The sequence below is a fragment of the Nitrospira sp. genome (assembly GCA_030692565.1).
In the GTDB taxonomy this organism is placed as follows: Bacteria; Nitrospirota; Nitrospiria; order Nitrospirales; family Nitrospiraceae; genus Nitrospira_D.
In genome coordinates this window covers 34,278-57,061 of record JAUYAO010000031.1, presented here as the reverse complement: position 1 = coordinate 57,061, position 22,784 = coordinate 34,278, and the positions used below count along the sequence as shown (strand labels likewise).

Genomic DNA, 22,784 nt, shown 5'->3' with positions numbered 1-22,784 from the left:
CTGGTCGCGCTTGTGACTCCGGGGAGACAGGCGTGTGACCGTATCGACGTTTCGTAACATGCCAGGCGGCTGGATTATTGCAGCAGCAGCAGCAGCAGCAGCAGTCTTCATTCTAGACCTGCTGACTCCCCTCGGTTACGCCGTGCCGACGTTGTACGTGCTGCCGGTTCTCCTTACCTGGCTTGTTCCCGGGCAGCAGAGCATCATCCTGGCGGTCGGGAGTGCGTTGGGGCTCACGTGGCTGGGAATCCTGCTCTCTCCTGGCGAGATTTCCTTTGAAGCAGTGACGAATCGCACGATGGCCTCGGCGCTACTGCTGGTCGTGGCTGGTCTCCTGGTAAAACAGAAACAATCGGCGCAGCAGGCTGCGGATACTCATGAGGCGCGGTGCGAGAGCGAAGAGCGACTCCGTTTGGCCATGGAAATTGCGCGCCTGGGCGCCTGGGACTGGAACGTCGCGGCAAACACCGCGATCTATTCGCCGACACTCGGCCCTCTGTTCGGCCTCCCTCCCGGAACTCGGCATGTCACGGTTGAGGAATTCATGCAGGCGGTCCATCCCGAGGACCGGGATCGAATTGGCCGGGCGATTACACAGTCCCTCGAAACCGATATGGCCTTTCGCGAGGACTATCGAACGATTTGGCCGGATGGCACCATCCACTGGCTGAGCGACCGAGGACATGTGTATCGTAACCAGGCCGGCAAGCCCGTGCGCATGATCGGCGTCATTCTAGACATTACCGAGCGTACGCAAGTTGAAGAGGCGCTCGGCAAAATAAATATTATGCTGAAACAGCAGGTAGCGGAACGCACCGCCGAACTGGCAAAGGCCAACGAGCGCTTCGAGTGGGTTGCCAAGGCGACGCACGATGGCCTGTGGGATTGGGATCTCGTAGGCGAGACGGTCTATTTTTCTCCCCGCTGGAAAGAAATGCATGGGTTTCAGGAGACGGACAACCTGGAATCGAGCCAGGAGTGGTCCGAAAGGATCCACCCGGAGGATCGACCACGCGTCTTGGCGCGGCTCCAAGCCTATTGGCAGCAGCAGCGCCCAGAGTTCTGGGAGGAATACCGCATCCGGCGGAAAGATGGGACCGTGATGTGGGTGCTGGACCGGGGAGCCGCTCTCTGGGACGAACAGGGACGCGCGGTCCGCATGGTCGGCGCGGAGACGGATATCACCTGGCGCAAGGAAGCGGAAGACACGTTGCGCCGGAGCGCGCACGAGTTCCGCGCCTTGGCCGACAATGTACCGGCTCTCTTTAGTTACATCGACAGGGATCGGCGTTATCGGTTCGTCAACCGACGGTATGAGGACCTCTTCGGTCTGCCCGGCGAAGAGATTGTGGGAATGAGCATGTACGAGCTGCTCGGCTCCGAGGGATATGCTGAGGTGCGGACGAATCTTGACGCGGCCTTCCAGGGTCACGCCGTTTCGTTCGAGTACCGTCTGCCGGGGCCAGGGGCGACCGTCCATTGGTTTGCCGCACAGTATGTGCCGGACCAAGACGAACAAGGGAACGTGGCCGGTCTCTTCATCCTGCTGGCCGATATCACGCCACTCAAAGCTACCGAAGCGGCCCTCCGGGAACGCGAAGCGCAACTGGAGTCTCTCGGCGCCCAGTTGCTGCAGGCTCAGGAAGAGGAGCGGCGGCGGATCGCGCGGGAACTGCACGATGATTTCGCTCAGCGGCTGGCCGCGCTCACGATCGACTTGCGCAGGGTCTGTTTGGAGGCGTCTGACTCGCAGCCCTCAGGAGCATCCAGCCTGCGGCTGCTGGGAGACTCGGCAGAGCATCTGGCGACTGATCTGCAACAGATGGCGCACCGTCTTCATCCGTCGATTTTGGAACATGCGGGCTTGGAAGCTGCGGTTCATGAACTGAGTGATGAGTTCGCCGCGCGAACGGGATTATCGACAGAAGTCATCGTTCGCAATGTGCCTCAGGCTCTGCCGCGCGATCAGGCGACCTGTCTCTATCGTGTGTTGCAGGAAAGTTTGCAGAATGTGCACAAGCATGCTGAGGCCACCACGGTGCTGGTCCGGCTCCTGCGTACGAGCCGCGGTCTGGGGCTCTGTGTCCACGATGACGGACAGGGGTTTGAATCGAGGCAGGCCGGAGCGCGTCGGAACGGCCTCGGCTTGACCAGCATGGCGGAGCGGGTGGGGCTTGTGAAGGGAACGTTCCACATCCGGACGAAACCCGGCGAGGGGACGGAAGTGCATGTCTGGGTGCCGCTGGAAGATGTGAAGCGTGATGAGTGATGCGTGAAGTGAGGAGGGAGTTCGTGTGAAGAAGCCCCGCGTGCTGATCGCCGACGATCATTCCATTCTGGTGGCCGGTCTGCGCAAACTGGTCGAGGATCGCTGTGAGGTGGTCGGGACGGTCGCGGACGGCCGGGCATTGGTCGAGGCGGCGGATCGGCTGAAGCCGGAGCTGATTCTCCTGGATATTTCGATGCCGCTCTTGAACGGCTTGGATGCGGCGCGCCAGATCAAGAAGGCTCTGCCGGAGGCGAAGCTGCTGTTTCTCACGATGCATGCGAGCCCCACCTACGCCACCGAAGCCATGAAAGCCGGGGCGAGCGGGTATCTGTTGAAACAGTCCGCCGCCACTGAGTTGCCGCAGGCCATCGAGGCGGCGCTCAAAGGGCAGACCTATCTCACGCCGGCCATGACCAAGACCGTCCTCGAAACGGCCCTGCGACCGAAGGAGGCGGAGCTCAAAAGCTCGGTGATGGATTTGACCCCGCGGCAGCGCGAAGTGCTGCAATTGATCGCCGAAGGCAAGAGCCCGAAAGAGGCGGCGGTCATCCTGAATGTCTCGGTCAAGACGGTGGAGTTCCATAAGGCCCGCATCATGGAGCAGCTCGATCTGCATTCCACCCCCGCGCTTATCAAGTTTGCGATTGCCGAAGGGCTGGCGAGCGCGGAGTCCTGATCCGTTCCAACTGCCCCCTAGTAGCGAATCCCCCCTGCGCCTAGGCCGTTCCCTAGTTCTGTTCCCAGCCGCGATCCGGTATAGCTGTTCCACGCACAAGCGGGTTGAGATACACGATGCGATCGATCCTGGTTCCTATCTGTGCCGTGTGACTGATAGGGCGGAGCCTGTCCGCGACAGGATGCATACTCCGGAGGCCCGGGATGTGAGGACGCGTGATGACACCCCGTATTCTGCTGGCGGACGATCACCCACAAATATTGACGAATCTCCGTCACCTTGCCGAGAAGGTCGGCGAGGTCGTCGGGGCCGTGCAAGACGGACGTGCGGTGTTTGCGGAGGCGTGTCGCCTACATCCGGACGTGATCGTCTTGGATCTGAGGATGCCGGGGGTGAGCGGGCTCGATGCGGCGCGGATGCTCCGGCGGGACGTGCCGGAGAGCAAGGTGATCATCTGCACCGTCCACGCGAATCCGCGGACGATCGAGGAAGCGTTCGCCGCGGGGGCGATGGGGTTCGTGCGGAAACAGTCGGCCCATACGGACCTTGCGGCGGCGATTCATGCAGTGCTCGCGGGCGGCAGGTTTGTGAGTCCTGCGCGACGCGATAGTGAGGGAAACCCGGAGACGGAAGATTCGGCAAGAGATTCTCACGAGGGAGGTGAACGATGAAGGCCGGGATGCTCAATGGACATGCAAAGAGGGATGCAGGCAAGACCAGGCGAACGCCGAGCCGGGAGAAGCCGCTCGCGACAGCCATAGCGGACAGCGATCGAATGATTCGCCTGCTGCATGTGGCACAAGAGATGGGCGGACCGATCACTGTCGTCATTGGGCGCATGGAGTATCTCTTGGAACGCGGCGCGGACAGAGAAACGGCGCGCAGTCTTAAGGCCATCATCTCCCAAGCGCAACAACTCGCAGCACTGCGGCAACAACTGTTGGATGAGGCGCGCAGCACCCTCGGTGTCGCCGATCGCGCTTCACCCGTTCTAATCGAGAAAGGGCGGAGTGAAGCATAACTCCCCACGGGTGTTCCCTCGATCTGTTGCGCAACGGGTCAGACGAATCTTCAGAGAGTGTTTATCGGAAGGTTTCAAGCGGTCCAGGTCTTGCAAAATGAATGTCATGACTCACGCGAGTGATGCGTACCATAACAATCTATAGCAGGAGGTTCCTATGAAGCAGTTAGTGGGAATGATGGCGGTGGCAATCGGCGCCATATTGGTGCTGAATGGTCCCGCGTGGAGCGGTGACAAGGGCAAGAACGATGAATCGAAAGAGACAGTCGAAATGGCCACAGCGGCCAAGGTGACAATCGATCAAGCGATCAAGACAGCCTCGGAAAAAGTGCCTGGCAAGGTCGTCGAGGCCGAGTTAGAGAAAAAACACGACAAACTCGTGTGGGAGGTCGAGGTCGTCACGGCGGAGAACAAGGTGATGGAGATCCACATCGATGCCGAGACCGGAGCCGTGATCGACGTGGAGGAAGAGAAGCCGGGGAAAGACGTGAAGCGCGAGCGGAAGCAGGAACGCAAACAGGAGCACAAGCCATGACAGAACCGGTCGATCGACAGACAGACCAGAAAATGTCCGGGTGTGATGGCGTCGGCGTCTTCATGGTGGGGGCCTTGACGTTCGCCACCGGCGTGCTTGTCGGACTGGCCGCAGGAATTGTGGCCGCTCCGCATTCCGGCGCCTACACGCGCCGGCAACTCCAGAATCTGGCGGAAGACGCCAAGGAGCGCGCCTCCGGTCTGGCGGCAGATGCCAAGGCAGCCATTGACGATGTGGTGCAACAAGGGAAGCGGATTGTGAGTTGAATGTCTCAGTGCGTTCCGCGTCGTTGCGGTCGGCAAGTCTATTTTGCCGGGGAGGCGAAGAGATGTGTCCGTCGATTCTATCAGATCCAAAAAAAGAAACGGATTGACGCGGCGGGTTCCCCGTCGCGTCCCAAGAAGGCCGCCGGAGCGGCCATTGCAGCCGGGAGCGCCGCCGAAACCGCCCAAGCCCGTACGGAAGCCGATCAACCCGCCGAAACGTATTCCTGCGCAACCGCAGCGACGCCGCACAAGGAGCGATGCTTATGGTGCGCCTACCGGTGCATGCACGGATGGATTCGGTCACGTGCTTGCGGTTGCGATCAGAAGAACTCAGGGAGAAGGATAGAGCAGGGGGGGTGTGGCAAAATAAATCTGACCGGAGGAGAGATCACACATGAGTACAAAGCTCGGCAAACGCTACGACACATCCTACAAGAAGAGGGAACATCCGAAACAAGATCCCTATGCGATGCTCAAAGCCCCGAAAGGGCCGGTAATCTGCCGGAAATGTTTGGCGATTTATGCAGACAAGCGGTGGCACTTCGATACAGTCGAAGCCCCCAAACTGGCGGCGTCTCCTCGCACGAAGAAGCTCGTCTGTCCCGCCTGCCAGAAAACCCGGGACGACTATCCCGAAGGGATCGTGACCTTGAAGTGGTCCGATCTGCGGGAGCACGAGCCAGAGATCAGGGGGTTGATCGCCAATGTGGAAGCGCGCGCGTTATCGGTCAATCCCCTCGATCGGGTGATGAAGATCGTCCGGCGCAAGAAAGAGTTAGAAATACAGACGACCAACGACCGGCTGGCGCAGCGCATCGGACGCGCGCTGGTGCGGTCGTATAAAGGAAAGTCGGCTTACCACTGGGCTCATCGCGATATGCTGGTCCGGGTGACGTGGGAAGGGCCGGAACCACAACCGGAACCGAAAACGAAGGCCCGTCAACGAGTCCGATCGAAAGCCTAGGGTATGGACATCCATTTTTATGGGGCCACCCGTGAAGTCACGGGTTCGTGCTCTCTCCTGCGCATAGGCAAATACCGCATTCTTGTGGATTGCGGGTTGATTCAAGGTAGTCCGCAGCACGAGCAGCATAACCGCGATCCCTTTCCGTTCGAGCCGAGCGAGATCGACGCGGTCGTTCTCACCCATGCGCATCTGGATCACTCGGGGCGGCTGCCGCTCTTGGTGAAGCAGGGCTTCAAGGGGCCCATCCATACCCATCGGGCCACGGCCGATTTGTGCCGGATCATGCTGGAAGACGCTGGCTATCTGAATGAGAAAGATACCGCCTGGGAAAACCGGAAACGCGAGCGTCAGGGGAAGGAGCCGCTCCCGCCACTGTACACCCAGGAGGAAGCGCGTCTGGCTCATAAGCAGTTCCGTGCGCTGGAATACGGCAAGACCAAGAAGATTCTTCCCGGCATCGCACTCACTCTCCTCGATGCCGGCCACATTCTGGGTTCCGCCATCGCGCAACTAGAACTCAACGATGGCAGCCAACGGCGTGTCGTCGTCTTTAGCGGCGACCTTGGCCACTCAGGCGCGCCCATCTTGCGCGACCCCGAGCCGGTCCGGGAAGCCGATCTGGTCGTGATGGAGAGCACCTATGGGAATCGGCAGCATCGCCCCTGGGAGGCTACCTGGCAGGAGATAGGAGAGATTCTCTCCCATGCCCGCGCCCGCCAAGGCAACGTGCTCATTCCCGCCTTCGCAGTCGGGCGCACTCAGGAACTGCTCTATGTCTTCAAGCAGCATTACCAGGAATGGGGACTGGACCACTGGCAAATCTTTCTGGACAGTCCCATGGCCATTAAAGCGACCAGGGTCTATCAAAAGCACGGCACGGTGTATGACGCACGTGCCAGGCAGATCCTGGAACAGGTCGGCGATCCGTTCGCGATGCCCAACCTGACCATGAGCAAGCTCTCAACGCAATCCATGGCGATCAACAAGATGCATTCCGGCGCCATCATCATTGCCGGCAGCGGGATGTGTACCGGCGGACGCATCACCCACCACCTCAAACACAATGCCTGGCGCCCGCACGCGCATATTCTGATTGTCGGCTTCCAGGCCGCGGGCACCAGGGGCAGGGCCTTGGTGGATGGCGCCGAGGAAATCCATCTATGGGGCGAACCCGTCAAGATCAACGCGCAGGTGCATACCATCGGCGGTCTCTCCGCGCATGCCGATCAGAAGGGGTTGATGGACTGGTATGGGCGGTTCGAAGGGCGTCCCAGGGTGGCCTTGGTGCATGGCGAACCGGAATCGATGCAAGCCCTGGCCTCCCAGTTACAGAACGAACTACAGGCCGAAGTCATGCAGCCTGAATTTGGTGAACGGCTGGATCTGGCAAGGCTGTGACGCAGGGCGATATGGAGTCCGCATTTCATGAAGAGACGGAATTCACGTGTCACACACATTCCAGGGAGCGCCAATGAGTGAAGCACAATACCCTGTTCCGGAAGAGTTCCGAAGGCAGGCCCATATCACCGAGTCACGATATCAGGACATGTATCAACGCTCAGTGGAAGACCCCGAAGGCTTCTGGAGTGAACAAGCTCAAGAGTTTGTGACCTGGTCAGGGCCCTGGAACAGAGTGCTGGATTGGGACTTCAAGACAGGTCATGTCCGCTGGTTCGAAGGCGGCAAACTGAACGCCTCGTATAATTGCATCGACCGGCATCTGGCCGGGCGCGGTGAACAGACCGCGATCATCTGGGAGGGGAATGAGCCGAGTCAGAGTCGCTCGATCACCTATCGCGAACTGCACGCACAGGTCTGTCGATTCGCCAACGTGCTCAAGGATCGCGGCATCGGCAAAGGCGACCGGGTGTGCCTGTACATGCCGATGATCCCCGAAGCCGTCTTCGCCATGCTCGCCTGCGCCCGCATCGGCGCCATCCATTCGGTGGTGTTCGCCGGGTTCTCGTCCGAAGCCTTCAAGCATCGCGTGCAGGACTGCGGGTGCCGCCTGGTCGTCACCGTCGATGGGTATCGACACGGCGACAAGGGGATTGACCACAAGAAGAAGGTGGATCAGGCACTGGAGGAATGCCCCGGCGTCAAGACCGTGCTGGCGGTGAAACATCGCGGGGAGGCGATCGCCTGGAAGCGCGAGCGCGACGTCTGGTACGACGAAGCCATCGCCGGCAGTTCACCTGAATGCCCGGTCGAGGAAATGGACGCGGAAGACCCGTTGTTCATTCTCTATACCTCCGGCTCAACGGGAAAACCGAAGGGCCTGGTGCACACGACGGGAGGCTATCTGCTCTTCGCCGCCATCACGCATAAATACACCTTCGATTACCACGACGGCGAGGTGTACTGGTGTACCGCGGACATCGGCTGGATCACCGGCCATACCTACATCGTCTATGGTCCATTGGCCAATGGCGCGACGACGCTACTGTTCGAAGGCGTGCCCCATTATCCGGACTACTCCCGTTTCTGGCAGGTCGTGGATAAGCACCTGGTCAATATTTTCTATACGGCGCCCACGGCGATACGCGCCCTGATGGCTGAAGGCGAGGAGCCGGTGAAGAAGACCAGCCGCCGGAGCCTGCGAGTGCTGGGCACGGTCGGTGAGCCCATCGATCCCAAGGCCTGGGAATGGTTTCATCGGGTTGTCGGAGATGGACGCTGTCCCATTGCCGACACCTGGTGGCAGACGGAAACCGGCGGTCTGCTCTTAACTCCCCTGCCAGGGGCCATGCCGTTGAAACCGGGGTCGGTGGCCAAGCCATTCTTCGGTGTAGTCCCGGCTCTGGTGGATGAGGCAGGGACGATCCTCCAAGGCGAGGCCCAGGGCCGGTTGGTCATCACCCGTTCCTGGCCCGCTTTGGCGCGCACAATCTATGGGAACCATGAGCGCTTCATCAAGACCTATTTCAGCAGATTTCCGGGCCTCTATGACACCGAGGACGGCGCCCGGCGCGACGCGGACGGCTATTACTGGATCACCGGGCGGGTCGATGACGTCTTGAACGTGTCCGGTCATCGCCTGGGGACCGCCGAGCTGGAGAGTGCGCTGGCTAAGCACCCAGATGTAGCCGAGGCCTCTGTGGTCGGCTACCCCCATGCCATCAAGGGGCAGGGCATCTATGCCTACGTCGTGTTGAACGAAGGCGTCGAACCATCGGACGCATTGCGTACAGCCCTTGTCGGACAGGTGCGCAACGAAATCGGCCCTATCGCCAAACCCGATGTTATCCAATGGGCCGATGGTCTTCCCAAGACCCGATCCGGAAAGATCATGCGCCGCATCTTGCGCAAGATTGCGGCGAACGAACTGGATGATCTGGGGGATACCTCGACCCTGGCCGATCCGACCGTCGTCGACGCCTTGATTGTAAAACGCCGGAAGCTGTAGCGGGGGCCGTTCGCGCAAGACATTTTCACCGCCATAGAGGGCGTTCGTAGCCTCCCACTCCGTCCTTCGTCCTTTTCATAATCGTTCGCCTCCTCTTCAGCCAGATGCGACTGACCAAATCCCATGTGCCGTCTTGTCGCAGTCTGCGACAGTCTTCTTTGGCCGGATGTCCCCTTTTGCCCCAACGGTACTCAATTCTTTGCTCAAAGGACTAGGTAAATAAATCAGAGAATGTTCTGCATAAAGGTGGATAGGGGGCGAAAAACCGAGTGCGTGTCGGAGGACCAATATGAGGGAACAAGTCTTGCGGATTAAAGAATGTGTATGCTTGCGAAAAACGTATGTGAACGTGTGGGTAGCGCGTTCGTCTTCAAGAGAGATGCTCGATTGAGGATGGAGATTTAAGAAGGACCGGAAGGAGGCACGTATGACGAAAGAAGAAAAGATCAAGAAGATCGCCCCGTGGATTGATCCAGAAGAGCGGGTAACGGTGAATTTTCTCGACGCAAGGGACTTAAATGCGGAAGTCACTGGCTGTAGCAGCGAACTCGTGGACCTGGCAATTGAAACGAACGTGACTCACATGAAACAGAGGATATCAGTCCCGTTGAGCCGCACGGACGTGTCGGAAGATTTATCCCACTATACCCGAGATCCGGAGCGACCGTTGAAGCATCGCCGATTGATGTTAGTCGTCGATGACAAGCGACCGCCGATCATTTACTAGAAGGGCGCTGCGAAATACCACTCGGCATCGACGTCGATGGAAACGGCATGTATTCACAATCGATAAATCAATGAGGCCGGTCAGCGCGCGTGGAACAATGGACAGCGAAGCATGTTCGCATATTTTCTTAATCGCCCCCTGCCGTCGAAGCTTGAGGGGTTAACTGACCTTGCGCTCGATCTTCGTTGGACCTGGAGTCACGCTACCGACCGGCTGTGGGAAATGCTGGATCCCGAGGCATGGGAGCGGACTCGTAACCCGTACTTTATCTTGCAAAATGTCTCGCAAGCCCGGCTGGAAGAAGCTGCGGAGGACCGCGAGTTCGCAGAGGAACTGCGGACATGGCTCGCGCAGCGGCAGCGCTATTTGCAAGACCCTGGCTGGTTCGGACGTGAGCGAGGCGCACAAAGCCCGAAAGGCGTCGCCTATTTCAGCATGGAGTTCGGGCTAGGAGAAGCGCTGCCGATCTATTCGGGCGGTCTGGGTATTCTGGCTGGGGACTTTCTGAAAACCGCGAGCGACTTGGGGGTCCCGGTCGTCGGGATTGGACTCCTCTATCAACAAGGCTACTTTCGGCAAATCCTGGATCCCGAGGGCCGGCAAGGCGAGGCCTATCCGTATAACGATCCTATGGTACTGCCCATCACCCCGGCGCCGAACCGCGAGGGAGGGTGGCTGAGAATCCGTCTGGAATTGCCCGGGCGAGCGATTCTATTACGAGTTTGGCAAGCTCGTGTAGGTAAAGTCACGTTGTATTTGTTGGACAGCAACGATCTGCTCAACAGCCCTCCTGACCGTGGCGCCACGGCGCATCTCTATCCCACCGATGAGAAAGTGCGTCTGACGCAGGAAATCATTCTCGGTATCGGAGGGTGGCGTGTGCTCGAAGAGCTTGGACTTGATATTGAGCTCTGCCACCTCAACGAGGGCCATGCCGCTTTTGCGGTGCTCGCGCGCGCCCTCAGTTTTATGCGTCAGACCGGGCACTCATTTTCGGTGGCGTTCCAGGCCACCAGATCCGGCAATGTGTTCACCACCCATACGCCGGTCGAAGCCGGGTTCGACCGGTTCTCTCATGAACTCATTCGCCCATACGCGTCGTATCTTGCAGAGGTGGCCCATGTGCCACTCGACGATCTGCTAGCCCTGGGACGCAAGGATGCCGGCAACCACGCCGAGCCGTTCAACATGGCCTTCCTGGCCATGCGAGGGAGTGGAACGATTAATGGAGTCAGTCGGCTCCATGGCGTCGTCAGCCGAGGCATTTTTCAGCCGCTCTTTCCCAACTGGCCATCACATGAGGTCCCGATCGGACATGTGACTAACGGCGTGCATATGCCGTCTTGGGATTCGGAGGAGGCGGATGCACTCTGGACACGTACCTGTGGCAAAGAACGATGGCTGGGCAGCCTTGATGAGTTGTGTGTCTCCATCGGTCAGGTGAATGACGACAGTTTGTGGTCGATTCGCGCATCGGCGCGATATGCCCTGATTTGCTATGCCCGCCGTCGGCTGGTTCGCCAGATGCGAGAACGAGGAGCGGCGGCAGAGCATGTGCAACAGGCTGAAGGCATACTAGATCCCAATACGATCACCTTGGGGTTTGCCAGACGGTTCGCGTCATATAAGCGTCCGACCCTCATGCTGCATGATCCGGCCCGGCTGGCACGGATGCTCTGTCAGACTGATCGTCCAGTCCAGTTGATCGTGGCGGGCAAGGCGCACCCTCATGACGAGGAAGGGAAGCGCCTGGTGCACGAGTTAACGCGCTTTTCGGCACGCGCGGACATCTGGGACCGTATCGTGTTCCTGGAAGATTACGATATGACGCTGGCGCAGTATCTCGTGGCCGGCATCGATGTTTGGCTCAACACGCCCAGGAGGCCGTGGGAGGCCTGTGGCACCAGCGGCATGAAAGTCCTGGTCAATGGGGGCCTCAACCTCTCAGAGTTGGACGGATGGTGGGCCGAGGCCTATGCGCCGGATGTTGGATGGGCGCTGGGCGACGGGCGAGAACATCATGAACCGGAGTACGATGCGGTGGAAGCCACGAGACTCTATGAGCTGTTGGAACAACAAGTTATTCCGGAGTTTTACGATCGGGATCCTGCCGGCATCCCGCATGCGTGGCTGACGCGTATCCGGGCCAGCCTGTCTCGTCTCACGCCGCAATTCAGCAGCAATCGGATGGTGCGAGAATATGTGGACACGATCTATGTCCCGGCTTGTGCGTTACTGAGACATCGTCTCGAGCATGAGGGGAAGCTGGCCGTTGAATTGGACGAGTGGCAGGTGCGGATACGCCAAAGCTGGAAAGAGATTCGATTCGGCGACCTCCAGGTCACCAGCGTGGGGGACCATTGGCATTTCGAAGTGCTTGTCTATTTCGGGGACCTCGACCCGGATCAGATACGAGTCGAACTCTATGCCGATCCGCAGGACGACGGCGAACGCCCCACGCGCATCGTCATGCATCAGCAGGGAACGATCCCCGGTTCGGTACATGGGTATGTTTTCTGGGCGGATAGCCCTGCCACACGCCCCGCGCATCATTTTACGCCCCGTATCGTGCCGTTCCATCCTGCGGCCACGGTGCCGCTGGAGGAGTCGCTCATCCTATGGAAACAGTGATTGATCGATCCCCTCGCTTAGGCACAGTGGTCTCGGTGCGTGGCAGTGTTATCGATGTGCGGTTCGATGGCCATCTGCCGCCCATCTACTCATTGCTGTACGCGAAGGAGGGGGGAATTGCCATCGAGGTGCTAGCGCAACTCGATGCACATCGCGTGCGCGGAATTGCCCTGACCCCGACCCAAGGTCTTGCCCGCGGCATGGCGGTGGAAGATACGGGTGGGCCGTTGAAGGCGCCGGTTGGCAAGGGCATTCTCTCGCGAATGTTCGACGTGTTCGGGAACGTCATCGACCGCCAAGCGGCGCCGACAGAAGTGCAATGGCGCTCAGTCCATCGAGACCCGCCGGCGTTAGCGCGGCGTTCCACGAAATCAGAGATTTTTGAGACGGGGATCAAGGTCATCGATGTGCTGATGCCGCTCGAACGCGGCGGCAAGGCGGGCCTGTTCGGTGGGGCGGGCGTGGGCAAGACGGTCCTGCTCACGGAAATGATTCACAACATGATCGGGCACCAGAAGGGCGTGAGTATTTTTTGCGGAATCGGCGAACGATGTCGTGAGGGGGAGGAACTGTACCGCGACATGAAGGAAGCCGGTGTGTTGCCGAACATGGTGATGGTCTTCGGCCAAATGAACGAGCCTCCGGGCAGCCGGTTCCGCGTGGGGCACGCCGCGTTGACGATGGCCGAGTATTTTCGCGACGACGAGCACCGCGATGTACTGCTGCTCATGGATAACATTTTTCGCTTCATCCAGGCCGGCATGGAAGTGTCCGGCTTGATGGGGCAGATGCCGTCGCGTCTGGGCTATCAGCCCACGATGGGTACCGAGCTGTCGGCGCTCGAGGAGCGTATCGCTAACACCGATACCGGCGCCATCACCTCAATCCAGGCGGTGTATGTGCCGGCCGACGATTTCACCGATCCGGCGGCGGTGCATACCTTCTCGCATCTCTCCGCCTCCATCGTGCTTTCTCGCAAACGGGCCGGTGAGGGACTGTACCCTGCAATCGACCCGCTGCAATCCAGCTCCAAGATGGCCACGCCGGGCATCGTGGGCGAACGGCATTACGCTTTGGCGCAGGAAATTCGGCGGACGCTTGCGCAATACGGGGAACTCAAGGACATCATCGCCATGCTTGGCCTGGAGCAGCTTTCGCCGGAGGACCGCAACGTGGTCGCCCGCGCACGCCGGTTGGAGAGGTTTCTTACCCAGCCGTTTTTCACGACTGAGCCGTTCACGGGCCTCACAGGAAAGCTCGTCAGCCTTAATGAGACACTGGACGGCTGTGAACGAATCCTGCGCGATGAATTCAAAGACTACCCGGAGAGCGCCCTCTATATGATCGGGGCGATTGACGAAGCGAAGGGGAGGGGGAAGTCGGACCAGCCCGCAGCCTCAGTCGAACCTGAGCGTCACACCGAAGCCAAGGCCGACCAGAAGCCTGCCGCCGAGTCCCCGGCGAAAACCACGCCCGAGCCGCATCCGAAGCCCTGGGCAACACCTCACGCGGAATCGGAACATGCAACCAGCACGCATGAATCTTAAGATTCTCCTGCCCTTTAAGATCTTTACCGAGAAGACCGACGTCTTGCGCATCGTCGCGGGGACTCGCGAAGGCTCCTCGGTTGGACTCCTGCCTCACCGGCTTGACTGCGTGGCGGCGCTCGCGCCAGGGATCCTGCTCTACGAAACCGAAGCGGACGGTGAGGTGTACGTGGCCGTCGATGAAGGCGTCCTCGTCAAGACCGGCGCCGACGTGCTGGTCTCAGTACGCAACGCGATCGGGGGGATGAACCTCGATCAACTGCGCCAGGCGGTAGAGGACGAATTTCTGAATCTGGACGAGCAGGAGAAGAGCGTGCGTTCGGTGCTGGCGAAATTGGAAAGCGGATTTATTCATCGCTTCGCGGCGTTTCATCATGAGTGAAAAACCGGAAGGGCCATCTGCGGATGGCCAGACGGAATTCAGCCGTCGAGTGGGCGAGAGGGCGGCGCGCAAGCTCAAGGCGCAACGTCAGGTCACGCAGACCGTGTGGTCCGGCTTGGGGATGGTGGGTCTGGTTGGCTGGTCGGTGGCGGTGCCAACGTTACTGGGTGCGGCACTCGGACTGTGGGTAGACAAACACTATCCAGGGAGTCATTCCTGGACACTCATGCTGCTGGCTATCGGCTTAGCGCTCGGTTGCGTCAATGCCTGGCATTGGGTGGCGAAGGAAGGCAGGGAAATACGCGAGCAAGAGGAGAATAGCCATGACTGAATCATTGAGCCTGGTGGCGGCATTGGTCGCGGGCATAGTGCTCGGAGCGATGTTTTTCGGCGGACTTTGGTGGACCGTGCGTGAGGGACTTTCGTCCAAACGGGTGGCACTGTGGTTTCTCGGCAGTCTGCTGCTACGGATGAGCGTGACCCTGGCTGGGTTTTACGTGGTGTCGGGCGCTCATTGGGAGCGGTTCCTGCTCTGTCTCCTCGGATTTACCATGGCACGCTGGGTCGTCAGGTGGCTGACGCGTCCGTCGGGAGAAAACCAGTCTCCTCCTGTGCTGGAGGGCAGTCATGCACCTTAGCCCGGACGACATCGTCTTCTGCCAATATGGGTTTCTCAAACTCAACGCCACCATTCTGTGGACGTGGGGACTGATGTTCGTGCTGGCAGTCGGTTCACTCCTCATCACGCGCAATCTTTCCACGGGTCTGCAACGTTCCCGCTGGCAGAACGTCTTGGAAATCATCGTCACTGCCATCAATGAACAAATCGAAGAGGTCGGGCTGCGGCAACCTGATAAATATCTTGGTTTTCTGGGTACGCTGTTCCTATTTGTCGCGGTGGCGAGCCTCTTCACCATCATTCCCGGCTATGAGCCACCGACCGGTTCGCTCTCGACCACCGCGGCGTTGGCGATCTGTGTGTTTGTGGCGGTACCGCTGTTCGGCATTGAGGATTGCGGGCTGGGCGGATATCTAAGAGCCTACTTGAAACCGACGTGGGTTATGTTGCCGTTCAACATCATCAGCGAACTCTCGCGCACCTTGGCCCTGGCTGCCCGTCTGTTCGGTAACATGATGAGCGGGACGATGCTCCTCGCCATTTTGCTGACCATCACGCCGTTTATCTTCCCGATTGCTATGAGTGTGCTCGGACTGCTGACCGGCATGGTCCAGGCCTACATCTTCAGCATCTTGGCCACGGTGTACATTGCGGCTGCTACGCGCACGCGCGAGCCAAACCTCCAACAGGAACACAAGCATTGAAACAGCGTTCACCGCAAAAGGAGATACTATGGATAGCCTGACGCTCATCGCAATCACGTCAATTATCACTGCCGGCCTGACGATGGCTGTGGGAAGTATCGGGCCGGCCCTCGGCGAAGGGCGCGCGGTGGCGACGGCCTTGACGTCCCTGGCGCAGCAGCCCGATGCCGCAGCGACCATTACACGGACCTTGTTCGTGGGCCTGGCCATGGTCGAGTCCGTTGCGATCTACTGCTTCGTGGTCTCGATGATTCTCATTTTCGCCAACCCGTTCTGGAATCACGTCATCGCCCAAACCGCGGGAAAGTAACTCATGCTGATCGATTGGTTCACCGTCGGCGCGCAAGTCGTCAACTTCCTGATCCTGGTGTGGCTGTTGAAGCGCTTTCTGTACAAGCCCATCCTCCATGCCATCGACGAGCGGGAGAAACGGATCGCCGCGGAACTTGCCGACACCGCCGCGAAACAAATGGAAGCCCGCAAGGAACGTGACGAATTCCAGGACAAGAATGAGGAGTTCGCCCGGCGGCGTGCCGCGCTCTTGAGCCAGGCGATGGACGAGGCGAAAACCGAACGTCAGCGGCTGCTTGACGAAGCGCGGCAGGCAGCCAACGCCTTGAGCGCCAAGCGCCAGGACACGCTGAGAGACGAAGCCCGCCAGCTCAACCAAGTCATCAGTCGGCGGACCCAGCAGGAAGTCTTCGCCATCGCGCGAAAAGCGCTGACGGATCTCGCCACGACAAGTTTGGAGGAACGCCTGGGCGCGGTGTTCATTCGTCGCTTGCGAGAGATGGACGGGGAGGCGAAGGCAGCCCTCGACAAGGCCCTGAAGACCGCGTCTCACCCTGCGCTCGTGCGCAGCGCGTTTGACCTGCCGGCGGAGGAACGTGCGGCGATACAACGTGCGCTTAACGAAACCTTCTCGGCTGACATCTCCGTCCGATTTGAGACCGCGCCGGACCTGGTCAGCGGGATCGAACTCACCACGAATGGGCACAAAGTGGCATGGAGCATCGCGGACTACCTTTTGTCGCTGGAAAAAGGCGTCGGCGAATTGCTGAAACAGAAGGAGACGTCTCAAGCCAAGGCCGAACCGAAACCTGAAGAACTTCAGCTTGAATCAAAGAGCCAATGAACATGGAACCTGAGAGCCTCAAGAACGTCTTTGACCGCGCGTTTACCGGAATACGCCAGGTGCGGGAGGCCTTCGTGCCCCAACTGAGGCCCCGGGAGATCGGTACCATCACGAGCATCGCCACGGGCATCGCAAAGGTCTCAGGCCTCCCCGGTGTGGGTTTTGAAGAGGTGTTGAGATTTCCCGGCGATGTGTATGGCATCGCCTTCAACATCGATGAAGATGAAATCGGCGTCGTGTTGCTGGGCGACTACTGGCAGTTGCATACGGGCGATGAAGTCGAACGCAGTGGGCACGTGATGGACGTGCCGGTGGGAGACGGATTAATCGGGCGTATTATGAATCCATTGGGCCGGCCGCTGGACGGCGCAGGTCCGGTGATGTCCAGCGCGCGCCTGCCCACCGAACGCACGGCGCCGCACATCATGGATCGCGCGCCTGTCACCGTGCCGCTCCAGACCGGTCTGAAAGTCGTCGATGCGCTCATTCCCATCGGGCGCGGTCAGCGCGAATTGATCGTGGGCGACCGGCAAACCGGCAAAACCGCTATCGCGCTCGATACGATTCTCAATCAACGTGACCAAAATGTGTTGTGCGTGTATTGCGCCATCGGCCAACGCGCGTCCGGCGTGGCCAAGGTGATCGCCACGCTGCGAGAGCAAGGCGCGATGGACTACACCGTCGTCGTTGTCACGGAGGGCAATGACCCTCCAGGCCTCGCCTACATCGCGCCGTACGCCGCGACCAGCATTGCGGAACATTTCATGGCACAAGGCCGCGACGTGCTGGTTGTGTATGACGACCTGACGCATCATGCGCGGGCCTATCGCGAACTGTCTTTGCTGCTGCGTCGCCCGCCCGGACGAGAAGCGTTTCCCGGCGACATCTTTTACATTCACGCGCGGTTGCTGGAACGGGCCACGCACTTGCGCCCGGAGCTCGGCGGCGGATCGCTGACGGCCTTGCCGATCATCGAAACTGAAGCGCAGGATATTTCTGCCTATATTCCGACCAACTTGATTTCCATCACGGACGGGCAGATTTACCTCTCGCCGTCGCTGTTTGAATTAGGCGTGATGCCCGCGGTCGATGTCGGGAAATCCGTGTCGCGCGTTGGTGGCAAGGCGCAACGCGCGGCCTACCGTGTCGTGGCGGGCGACCTCAAGCTCGCCTATGCACAGTTCGAGGAACTCGAAACCTTTGCCCGGTTTGGCGCCCGCTTGGATGAAGACACCCGCACGATCATCGGCCACGGACGGCGCATTCGCGCCTGCCTCAAACAGCCGGAATTCGCCCCGGTGTCCGTGCCCGCGCAAATCGCTGTGCTGCTGGCGTTAACCGACGCGCACTTCGACCGTGTGCCGCTTGCCCAGGTGACAGACGCCGAGCGCGCCGTGCATGAGGCGGCGGCGAACATCCCGGCGGAAGTCTGCGCGCGACTCGATGCCGCCGAACAATTGAGCGACAAGGATCGGAGCGCGATCATCGACATCGCTCGCAACGCGCTCGCGCGTTTTCAGCCGGAGCCGGAGCTCAAGGAGAAATCATGAGTGAGTCGGCCGCGAGTCTGCGCAGTAAGATCGCCAGCGCTGGAGAGCTCGAGTCCGTGGTGCGCACGATGAAGGCCATGGCCGCTTCGAGTATTGGACAATACGAGAACGCGGTGCACGCGTTGGCCGATTACTATCGCACGGTGGAGCTAGGGCTGGGCGCATGCTTCCGGGAAAGCGGGCCGGCGCCCTTGATTGCAGGACGGAAAAGGCGAAGAGTTGCGGAGCCGATTGGGGCGGTCGTGTTCGGGTCCGATCAAGGACTGGTGGGGCAATTCAATGACGTCGTGGCTGATTTTGCGGTGAAGACCCTGGCCGCGCTTCCCGGCACACCTCGGGTCTGGGCGGTCGGTGAACGCGTGCAGAGGCGCCTGTCGGACGCGGGATTGCCGCCGGCCGGACTCTTCGCTGTGCCGAACTCCGTCAAGGCCATCACTCCACTCGTCGGGCAGATTCTCGTCGAGAGCGAGACGCGCCACAGTGAGGGTGACGTCACCGAACTCTACCTCTTCCACAACCGTCCTACGTCAGGGGCGGTCTATGAGCCTGTGAGTCAGCGACTATTGCCGCTGGATGAAACATGGCAACGTCACCTGGCCGACCGTTCCTGGCCAACGGGAAATCTGCCCGAGGTCATGGGGGGCGGCAGCGCGGCCTTGCGGGCGCTTATTCGAGAATATCTTTTCGTCTCGCTCTTCCGGGCGTGCGCCGAATCCCTTGCGAGCGAGAACGCGAGCCGCCTGGCGGCCATGCAACGCGCCGATAAAAACATCGACGAATTGCTGGAGCACCTCAATAGGACGTTCCATCGTTTGCGCCAGAGCGGCATCGATGAGGAACTGTTCGACGTCATCTCCGGCTTCGAGGCGCTGTCACACAAGCAACGCCGCCCAGCCTCCTGATGGCCCAGTCATGAACGCGTTGTTTTTCGTCCAGACAGCATGGCCTTGCGTGCGAGTGTTTGTTTTGGTGTTCGATTCGCCCCCACTCGGCGTAGACGACGGTTGAGCGGTGCGCGTGATCAGTGAGCCGATATCTGGGTGGGAAGGCCTACGGTGGGCCGTGAAAGGAGATTATGAAGCGCAATCTGGGAACACGAGAGCGAGTGATCAGGATTGTAGGCGGGATTTTCCTGATGGTGCTGGGGATTATGCTGCCTATTCCATTCTGGATCGAGGAAGTCGCTGAAACCGTCGGGCTGCTCGCTGTGGTCACGGGCGCGGTGGGGTACTGTCCCTTGAGGCATTGCTTGACGCGCCGTGCGCAAGAGCCGAGGTCGTCGAGTTCGGACGCGAGGGTGTCGCCGAAACAGCCAGCGATCAAGCGGATCTTATTAGCCACCGATTTTTCTGGATGTGCAGAGCAGGCTCTCGAGTATGCGGCATTTCTGGGGAACGCCTGCCAGGCGCCTGTGGAGATTCTGTACGTTGTCGAGGTCCTGCCCGATATGTCTCCTAACGACGCGACAGCGGAGAGCTATTTCGATCTGTGCCGGAAACAGGCAGAGAAGCCTCTGGATGAGCTAGTCGAGAGACTGACCTCCATGGGGGTGACGGCAAGGTGGCGCCTGCGACTCGGCATTCCGAGTCGTCAAATCAACCTGGCTGCGGAAGAGCTGGGCGCGGACCTCGTGACTCTGGGGGCGTACGGACGTACCGATCTGATCGACGTCTTGCTGGGCAGCACCGCCCAGCGCGTGGTGCAAGGCGCACCCTGTCCGGTGTTGACGGTCCATGTCGTTCCAACTTGTCGACCCGTGATGAAATCGGAACGGCCCTTCGCCGCTTCGACGGTGCGCCATGTGCTGGCTCCGGTGGACTTTTCACTCTGTTCCCTCGATGCGCTGGACTATGCGGCGCTGTTCGCCACGCAGTTCGACGCCGTGCTCACCGTGTTGTATGTCATCGAACCGGTGTTGCCTGAACTGGAGAGGGACGAAGACGCTCCAGCTCTCGCGCGGGGCCAGCGAGAGCTGGCAGCGTCGCGACTGGCGGTTCTCTGCCATGAGCTTCGGAGCCAGGGTATCGCGGTTGAGACGGTGGTCGTCGGTCAGCGGTCTGCGGTTGGATGGGGGAGCCCCGCTGAGGCGATTCTCGCAGAGGCGGCGCGGCGCGGGTGTGATCTGATCGTCATGGGCACGCGCGGGCGGCGCGGTCTTACCAGCCTGGTAGGCGGTAGTGTTGCCGAAGGGGTGTTGCGCCACGCGACGGTTCCGGTCTTGACGATGAAGCGCCTTCAGGCAACCCCGGATCAGAGATATCTCTCGCAGGAGGTCCGGATACGGGTCGGCGACCAAGTGGTAGCAGGTGAACGAACCCATTAGCAGGAATCAGACTGATAGACACGGATGAAGTCATGCTCAAGAATCTTGGCATCATCATGGCCGTGCGCCCCATCGGACGATCGAGTTCTTGGCCCCCGGTACAGGACGGGGAGGGGCATCCCGATCGCGGTGGAGGGATCGATACAGCTCCGTGTCTCCAGTGCCAGGGGAGGATGGGCGCCGGCGATTCTCTTCCTCGTGTATGAATCGATGAGCGCCCCGGGTGTGCTATAAATGACGGTCTACAGGGCATTCCTGAAGAATCCGGTGTCCGTCGGCAACCAGGGCGAAGTCGCAACCAAGACCGAGGCCGGGACCATGGGTGTAGGGAATGTCTGGAATGAGGGCCGGTCTCTCCAAGGCGTGTCACTTTTCTGCACGACGGTGAGCAGCCCAGGTTGTGCCGTTTGCCCACGGCAGCCGCCCAAGGCGGGTCCGTCAGGAAAATGGGCGCGAACTTCGTCAAGGGCGCAGACCATGATGGAACAGCCGGTGTCCGACAATCAGCCGCGTATTCAGCCGGTAGTGGAACCTTTTCAAACCTTTATTCATGCGGAATCGACCGGTGGGGCGCTCTTGCTGGCGGCCACGGTCGTGGCAATGATCTGGGCTAATTCCCCGTGGGCCGACTCTTATACGGAATTTTGGAACATGCCTGTCAGCCTGGTGGTGGGGTCCCATGCGCTGACGGAAACATTGTTGGAGTGGATCAACGACGGATTGATGGCGATGTTCTTCTTTGTCATCGGGTTGGAGATTAAGCGGGAAATCCTGGTGGGAGAATTGGCGTCGTTCCAGCGGGCCGCCCTTCCGTTGGTAGCGGCGTTCGGCGGTGCGATGCTTCCGGCAGCCCTCTACTCGGTCGTGAATATGGCCGGATCGGGCGCGCCGGGATGGGGCATTCCGATGGCCACCGACATTGCCTTCGCGCTCGGGATTCTTGCCTTGCTCGGCAGCCGGGTTCCGGTGGCCTTGAAAGTCTTCTTGACCGCGCTGGCCATTGCACTGTTTTACACGTCGACGATTTCATGGGGCAACCTCGCCATCGGCGGAGTGTTCCTTGTGCTGTTGATTGCCGCCAACATCGCGGGCGTGCGGCATCCCTTGGTATACTCGGCCCTGGGGATCGGCGGACTCTGGCTGGCGTTCCTCTTGTCGGGGGTGCATGCCACAATTGCCGGTGTGATCGCCTCGACGACGATTCCCGCACGGACGCGGCTGACCGGGCGCGAATTCCTTTCGAGAGGCAAAGCCCTCCTCGAACGGTTTGAGCAGGCGATGTCTCCTGGGAAGCCCCAATTGGCCAATCAGGAGCGGCATCGGATCGCCAATCATATCAAAATCGCTGTGCAGCATGCGGAAACGCCCCTGCAGCAATTGGAGCAGGCGCTGCATCCCTGGGTGACGGTCGTCGTCATGCCGGTCTTCGCCCTGGCCAATGCCGGGATCACGCTCGATGCGGACATCGGCGCGATGCTGATCAATCCGGTGGCGCTGGGGGTCATTCTCGGGTTGCTCGCGGGAAAACCCATCGGCATCGTGCTCTCGTCCTGGCTCGTGATACGTGGAGGTCTCGCCGCCTTGCCTTCCGGCGTATCCTGGCCCCACCTCTGGGCCGTCGGCTGTCTCGCCGGGATCGGATTCACCATGTCGCTCTTTATCACCGGTTTGGTGTTCACCCATGGACCATCGTTGCTGTCGGCTAAGGTGGGCATCCTGGTGGCCTCGACTGTTGCGGGATCGATCGGGTGGCTGTTGTTGCGGCGCATTCAACCGGAATAAGGAGGACGGGTGACGGCAGTGATTCGAGTCCAAGGCCGCCCGCCGTTTGCCGCCATGGAATTCGCGCTGATTCAGGCTAGGTTGTCGTTGGAGATCAAGAATCTGCCGCCTGCTCGATTGACGGCGCAGATGGCGCGAGCACGTTAGTACGCGGATACCTCCCTGCGCGACGCCATCGAGGGAATAGACGAAGAGCCGGCGGCCCGCGCGAAAAAGGAGGAGGACCGCGGCTATATTAATGAAT

The 22,784-nt window shown here is 60.0% G+C and carries 23 protein-coding genes; all 23 read left to right on the top strand.

Annotated elements, in window-relative coordinates; genetic code table 11:
- Positions 1 to 34 precede the first annotated feature (34 nt).
- The 23 genes from Q8N04_07720 (at position 35) to Q8N04_07610 (ending at position 22,687) form a co-directional block, all read left to right on the top strand.
- Positions 35 to 2,269 (top strand): PAS domain-containing protein, encoded by a 2,235-nt coding sequence (locus Q8N04_07720; protein ID MDP3090547.1) that lies wholly within the window; start codon positions 35 to 37, stop codon positions 2,267 to 2,269.
- A gap of 25 nt (positions 2,270 to 2,294) precedes the next feature.
- Positions 2,295 to 2,945: a response regulator transcription factor gene (locus Q8N04_07715; GenBank protein MDP3090546.1), complete on the top strand. Its 651-nt coding sequence runs from the start codon at positions 2,295 to 2,297 to the stop codon at positions 2,943 to 2,945.
- A 218-nt stretch (positions 2,946 to 3,163) separates the two neighbouring features.
- A complete protein-coding gene (locus Q8N04_07710; protein ID MDP3090545.1) occupies positions 3,164 to 3,616 on the top strand; it encodes a response regulator transcription factor in 453 nt (150 codons plus the stop codon).
- Positions 3,613 to 3,966 carry a histidine kinase dimerization/phospho-acceptor domain-containing protein gene (locus Q8N04_07705; GenBank protein MDP3090544.1) on the top strand — a complete coding sequence of 118 codons (354 nt, stop codon included), beginning with the start codon at positions 3,613 to 3,615 and terminating at the stop codon, positions 3,964 to 3,966. Before Q8N04_07710 ends, Q8N04_07705 begins: the two co-directional genes overlap by 4 nt.
- Positions 3,967 to 4,123: 157 nt before the next feature.
- Positions 4,124 to 4,501, top strand: a complete 378-nt coding sequence (locus Q8N04_07700) for a PepSY domain-containing protein (GenBank protein MDP3090543.1) — start codon at positions 4,124 to 4,126, stop codon at positions 4,499 to 4,501.
- Positions 4,498 to 4,767 (top strand): YtxH domain-containing protein, encoded by a 270-nt coding sequence (locus Q8N04_07695; GenBank protein MDP3090542.1) that lies wholly within the window; start codon positions 4,498 to 4,500, stop codon positions 4,765 to 4,767. Before Q8N04_07700 ends, Q8N04_07695 begins: the two co-directional genes overlap by 4 nt.
- A 394-nt stretch (positions 4,768 to 5,161) precedes the next feature.
- The gene (locus Q8N04_07690; protein MDP3090541.1) at positions 5,162 to 5,731 is read left to right on the top strand and encodes a BCAM0308 family protein; all 570 of its coding nucleotides are present in this window, start codon (positions 5,162 to 5,164) and stop codon (positions 5,729 to 5,731) included.
- 3 nt (positions 5,732 to 5,734) lie between these two features.
- On the top strand, positions 5,735 to 7,132 hold the full coding sequence (locus tag Q8N04_07685; protein ID MDP3090540.1) for an MBL fold metallo-hydrolase: 1,398 nt from the start codon (positions 5,735 to 5,737) through the stop codon (positions 7,130 to 7,132).
- 73 nt (positions 7,133 to 7,205) lie between these two features.
- A complete protein-coding gene (gene acs, locus Q8N04_07680) occupies positions 7,206 to 9,140 on the top strand; it encodes an acetate--CoA ligase (GenBank protein MDP3090539.1) in 1,935 nt (644 codons plus the stop codon).
- Positions 9,141 to 9,567: 427 nt separating this feature from the next.
- Positions 9,568 to 9,867, top strand: a complete 300-nt coding sequence (locus tag Q8N04_07675) for a hypothetical protein (protein MDP3090538.1) — start codon at positions 9,568 to 9,570, stop codon at positions 9,865 to 9,867.
- 111 nt (positions 9,868 to 9,978) lie between these two features.
- Complete coding sequence (glgP, locus tag Q8N04_07670) at positions 9,979 to 12,498, top strand: alpha-glucan family phosphorylase (protein ID MDP3090537.1); 2,520 nt, start codon at positions 9,979 to 9,981, stop codon at positions 12,496 to 12,498.
- Positions 12,486 to 14,045, top strand: a complete 1,560-nt coding sequence (gene atpD, locus Q8N04_07665) for a F0F1 ATP synthase subunit beta (protein MDP3090536.1) — start codon at positions 12,486 to 12,488, stop codon at positions 14,043 to 14,045. Before glgP ends, atpD begins: the two co-directional genes overlap by 13 nt.
- On the top strand, positions 14,035 to 14,427 hold the full coding sequence (locus Q8N04_07660; protein MDP3090535.1) for a F0F1 ATP synthase subunit epsilon: 393 nt from the start codon (positions 14,035 to 14,037) through the stop codon (positions 14,425 to 14,427). The genes atpD and Q8N04_07660 overlap by 11 nt, the downstream gene beginning before the upstream one ends.
- A complete protein-coding gene (locus Q8N04_07655; protein ID MDP3090534.1) occupies positions 14,420 to 14,758 on the top strand; it encodes an AtpZ/AtpI family protein in 339 nt (112 codons plus the stop codon). The genes Q8N04_07660 and Q8N04_07655 overlap by 8 nt, the downstream gene beginning before the upstream one ends.
- Positions 14,751 to 15,065, top strand: a complete 315-nt coding sequence (locus Q8N04_07650; GenBank protein MDP3090533.1) for an ATP synthase subunit I — start codon at positions 14,751 to 14,753, stop codon at positions 15,063 to 15,065. Before Q8N04_07655 ends, Q8N04_07650 begins: the two co-directional genes overlap by 8 nt.
- Positions 15,055 to 15,750 (top strand): F0F1 ATP synthase subunit A, encoded by a 696-nt coding sequence (locus Q8N04_07645; protein ID MDP3090532.1) that lies wholly within the window; start codon positions 15,055 to 15,057, stop codon positions 15,748 to 15,750. The genes Q8N04_07650 and Q8N04_07645 overlap by 11 nt, the downstream gene beginning before the upstream one ends.
- Positions 15,751 to 15,778: 28 nt before the next feature.
- Positions 15,779 to 16,060: a F0F1 ATP synthase subunit C gene (locus Q8N04_07640; GenBank protein MDP3090531.1), complete on the top strand. Its 282-nt coding sequence runs from the start codon at positions 15,779 to 15,781 to the stop codon at positions 16,058 to 16,060.
- 3 nt (positions 16,061 to 16,063) lie between these two features.
- Positions 16,064 to 16,885, top strand: a complete 822-nt coding sequence (locus Q8N04_07635; protein ID MDP3090530.1) for a hypothetical protein — start codon at positions 16,064 to 16,066, stop codon at positions 16,883 to 16,885.
- Between the two features lie 2 nt (positions 16,886 to 16,887).
- Entirely contained in the window at positions 16,888 to 18,435 is a 1,548-nt protein-coding gene (locus tag Q8N04_07630; protein MDP3090529.1) for an alternate F1F0 ATPase, F1 subunit alpha, read from the top strand.
- Positions 18,432 to 19,337, top strand: coding sequence for a F0F1 ATP synthase subunit gamma (locus Q8N04_07625; GenBank protein ID MDP3090528.1), 906 nt, complete (start codon positions 18,432 to 18,434; stop codon positions 19,335 to 19,337). The genes Q8N04_07630 and Q8N04_07625 overlap by 4 nt, the downstream gene beginning before the upstream one ends.
- Positions 19,338 to 19,510: 173 nt before the next feature.
- The gene (locus Q8N04_07620) at positions 19,511 to 20,758 is read left to right on the top strand and encodes a universal stress protein (protein MDP3090527.1); all 1,248 of its coding nucleotides are present in this window, start codon (positions 19,511 to 19,513) and stop codon (positions 20,756 to 20,758) included.
- Between the two features lie 234 nt (positions 20,759 to 20,992).
- Positions 20,993 to 22,540: a Na+/H+ antiporter NhaA gene (gene nhaA, locus Q8N04_07615; GenBank protein ID MDP3090526.1), complete on the top strand. Its 1,548-nt coding sequence runs from the start codon at positions 20,993 to 20,995 to the stop codon at positions 22,538 to 22,540.
- A gap of 9 nt (positions 22,541 to 22,549) precedes the next feature.
- Entirely contained in the window at positions 22,550 to 22,687 is a 138-nt protein-coding gene (locus tag Q8N04_07610; protein ID MDP3090525.1) for a hypothetical protein, read from the top strand.
- The last annotated feature ends 97 nt before the right edge of the window (positions 22,688 to 22,784 follow it).

Excerpts from the sequence above, each read along its gene's own strand:
- Q8N04_07630 (MDP3090529.1), top strand. The coding sequence starts at position 16,888 with ATGGAACCTGAGAGCCTCAAGAACGTCTTTGACCGCGCGTTTACCGGA.
- Q8N04_07685 (MDP3090540.1), top strand. The coding sequence starts at position 5,735 with ATGGACATCCATTTTTATGGGGCCACCCGTGAAGTCACGGGTTCGTGC.
- acs (MDP3090539.1), top strand. The coding sequence starts at position 7,206 with ATGAGTGAAGCACAATACCCTGTTCCGGAAGAGTTCCGAAGGCAGGCC.
- Q8N04_07695 (MDP3090542.1), top strand. The coding sequence starts at position 4,498 with ATGACAGAACCGGTCGATCGACAGACAGACCAGAAAATGTCCGGGTGT.
- Q8N04_07705 (MDP3090544.1), top strand. The coding sequence starts at position 3,613 with ATGAAGGCCGGGATGCTCAATGGACATGCAAAGAGGGATGCAGGCAAG.
- Q8N04_07690 (MDP3090541.1), top strand. The coding sequence starts at position 5,162 with ATGAGTACAAAGCTCGGCAAACGCTACGACACATCCTACAAGAAGAGG.
- Q8N04_07640 (MDP3090531.1), top strand. The coding sequence starts at position 15,779 with ATGGATAGCCTGACGCTCATCGCAATCACGTCAATTATCACTGCCGGC.
- Q8N04_07660 (MDP3090535.1), top strand. The coding sequence starts at position 14,035 with ATGAATCTTAAGATTCTCCTGCCCTTTAAGATCTTTACCGAGAAGACC.
- Q8N04_07620 (MDP3090527.1), top strand. The coding sequence starts at position 19,511 with ATGAAGCGCAATCTGGGAACACGAGAGCGAGTGATCAGGATTGTAGGC.
- Q8N04_07645 (MDP3090532.1), top strand. The coding sequence starts at position 15,055 with ATGCACCTTAGCCCGGACGACATCGTCTTCTGCCAATATGGGTTTCTC.
- Q8N04_07655 (MDP3090534.1), top strand. The coding sequence starts at position 14,420 with ATGAGTGAAAAACCGGAAGGGCCATCTGCGGATGGCCAGACGGAATTC.
- Q8N04_07635 (MDP3090530.1), top strand. The coding sequence starts at position 16,064 with ATGCTGATCGATTGGTTCACCGTCGGCGCGCAAGTCGTCAACTTCCTG.
- Q8N04_07650 (MDP3090533.1), top strand. The coding sequence starts at position 14,751 with ATGACTGAATCATTGAGCCTGGTGGCGGCATTGGTCGCGGGCATAGTG.
- atpD (MDP3090536.1), top strand. The coding sequence starts at position 12,486 with ATGGAAACAGTGATTGATCGATCCCCTCGCTTAGGCACAGTGGTCTCG.
- glgP (MDP3090537.1), top strand. The coding sequence starts at position 9,979 with ATGTTCGCATATTTTCTTAATCGCCCCCTGCCGTCGAAGCTTGAGGGG.
- Q8N04_07700 (MDP3090543.1), top strand. The coding sequence starts at position 4,124 with ATGAAGCAGTTAGTGGGAATGATGGCGGTGGCAATCGGCGCCATATTG.
- Q8N04_07625 (MDP3090528.1), top strand. The coding sequence starts at position 18,432 with ATGAGTGAGTCGGCCGCGAGTCTGCGCAGTAAGATCGCCAGCGCTGGA.
- nhaA (MDP3090526.1), top strand. The coding sequence starts at position 20,993 with ATGACGGTCTACAGGGCATTCCTGAAGAATCCGGTGTCCGTCGGCAAC.
- Q8N04_07675 (MDP3090538.1), top strand. The coding sequence starts at position 9,568 with ATGACGAAAGAAGAAAAGATCAAGAAGATCGCCCCGTGGATTGATCCA.
- Q8N04_07710 (MDP3090545.1), top strand. The coding sequence starts at position 3,164 with ATGACACCCCGTATTCTGCTGGCGGACGATCACCCACAAATATTGACG.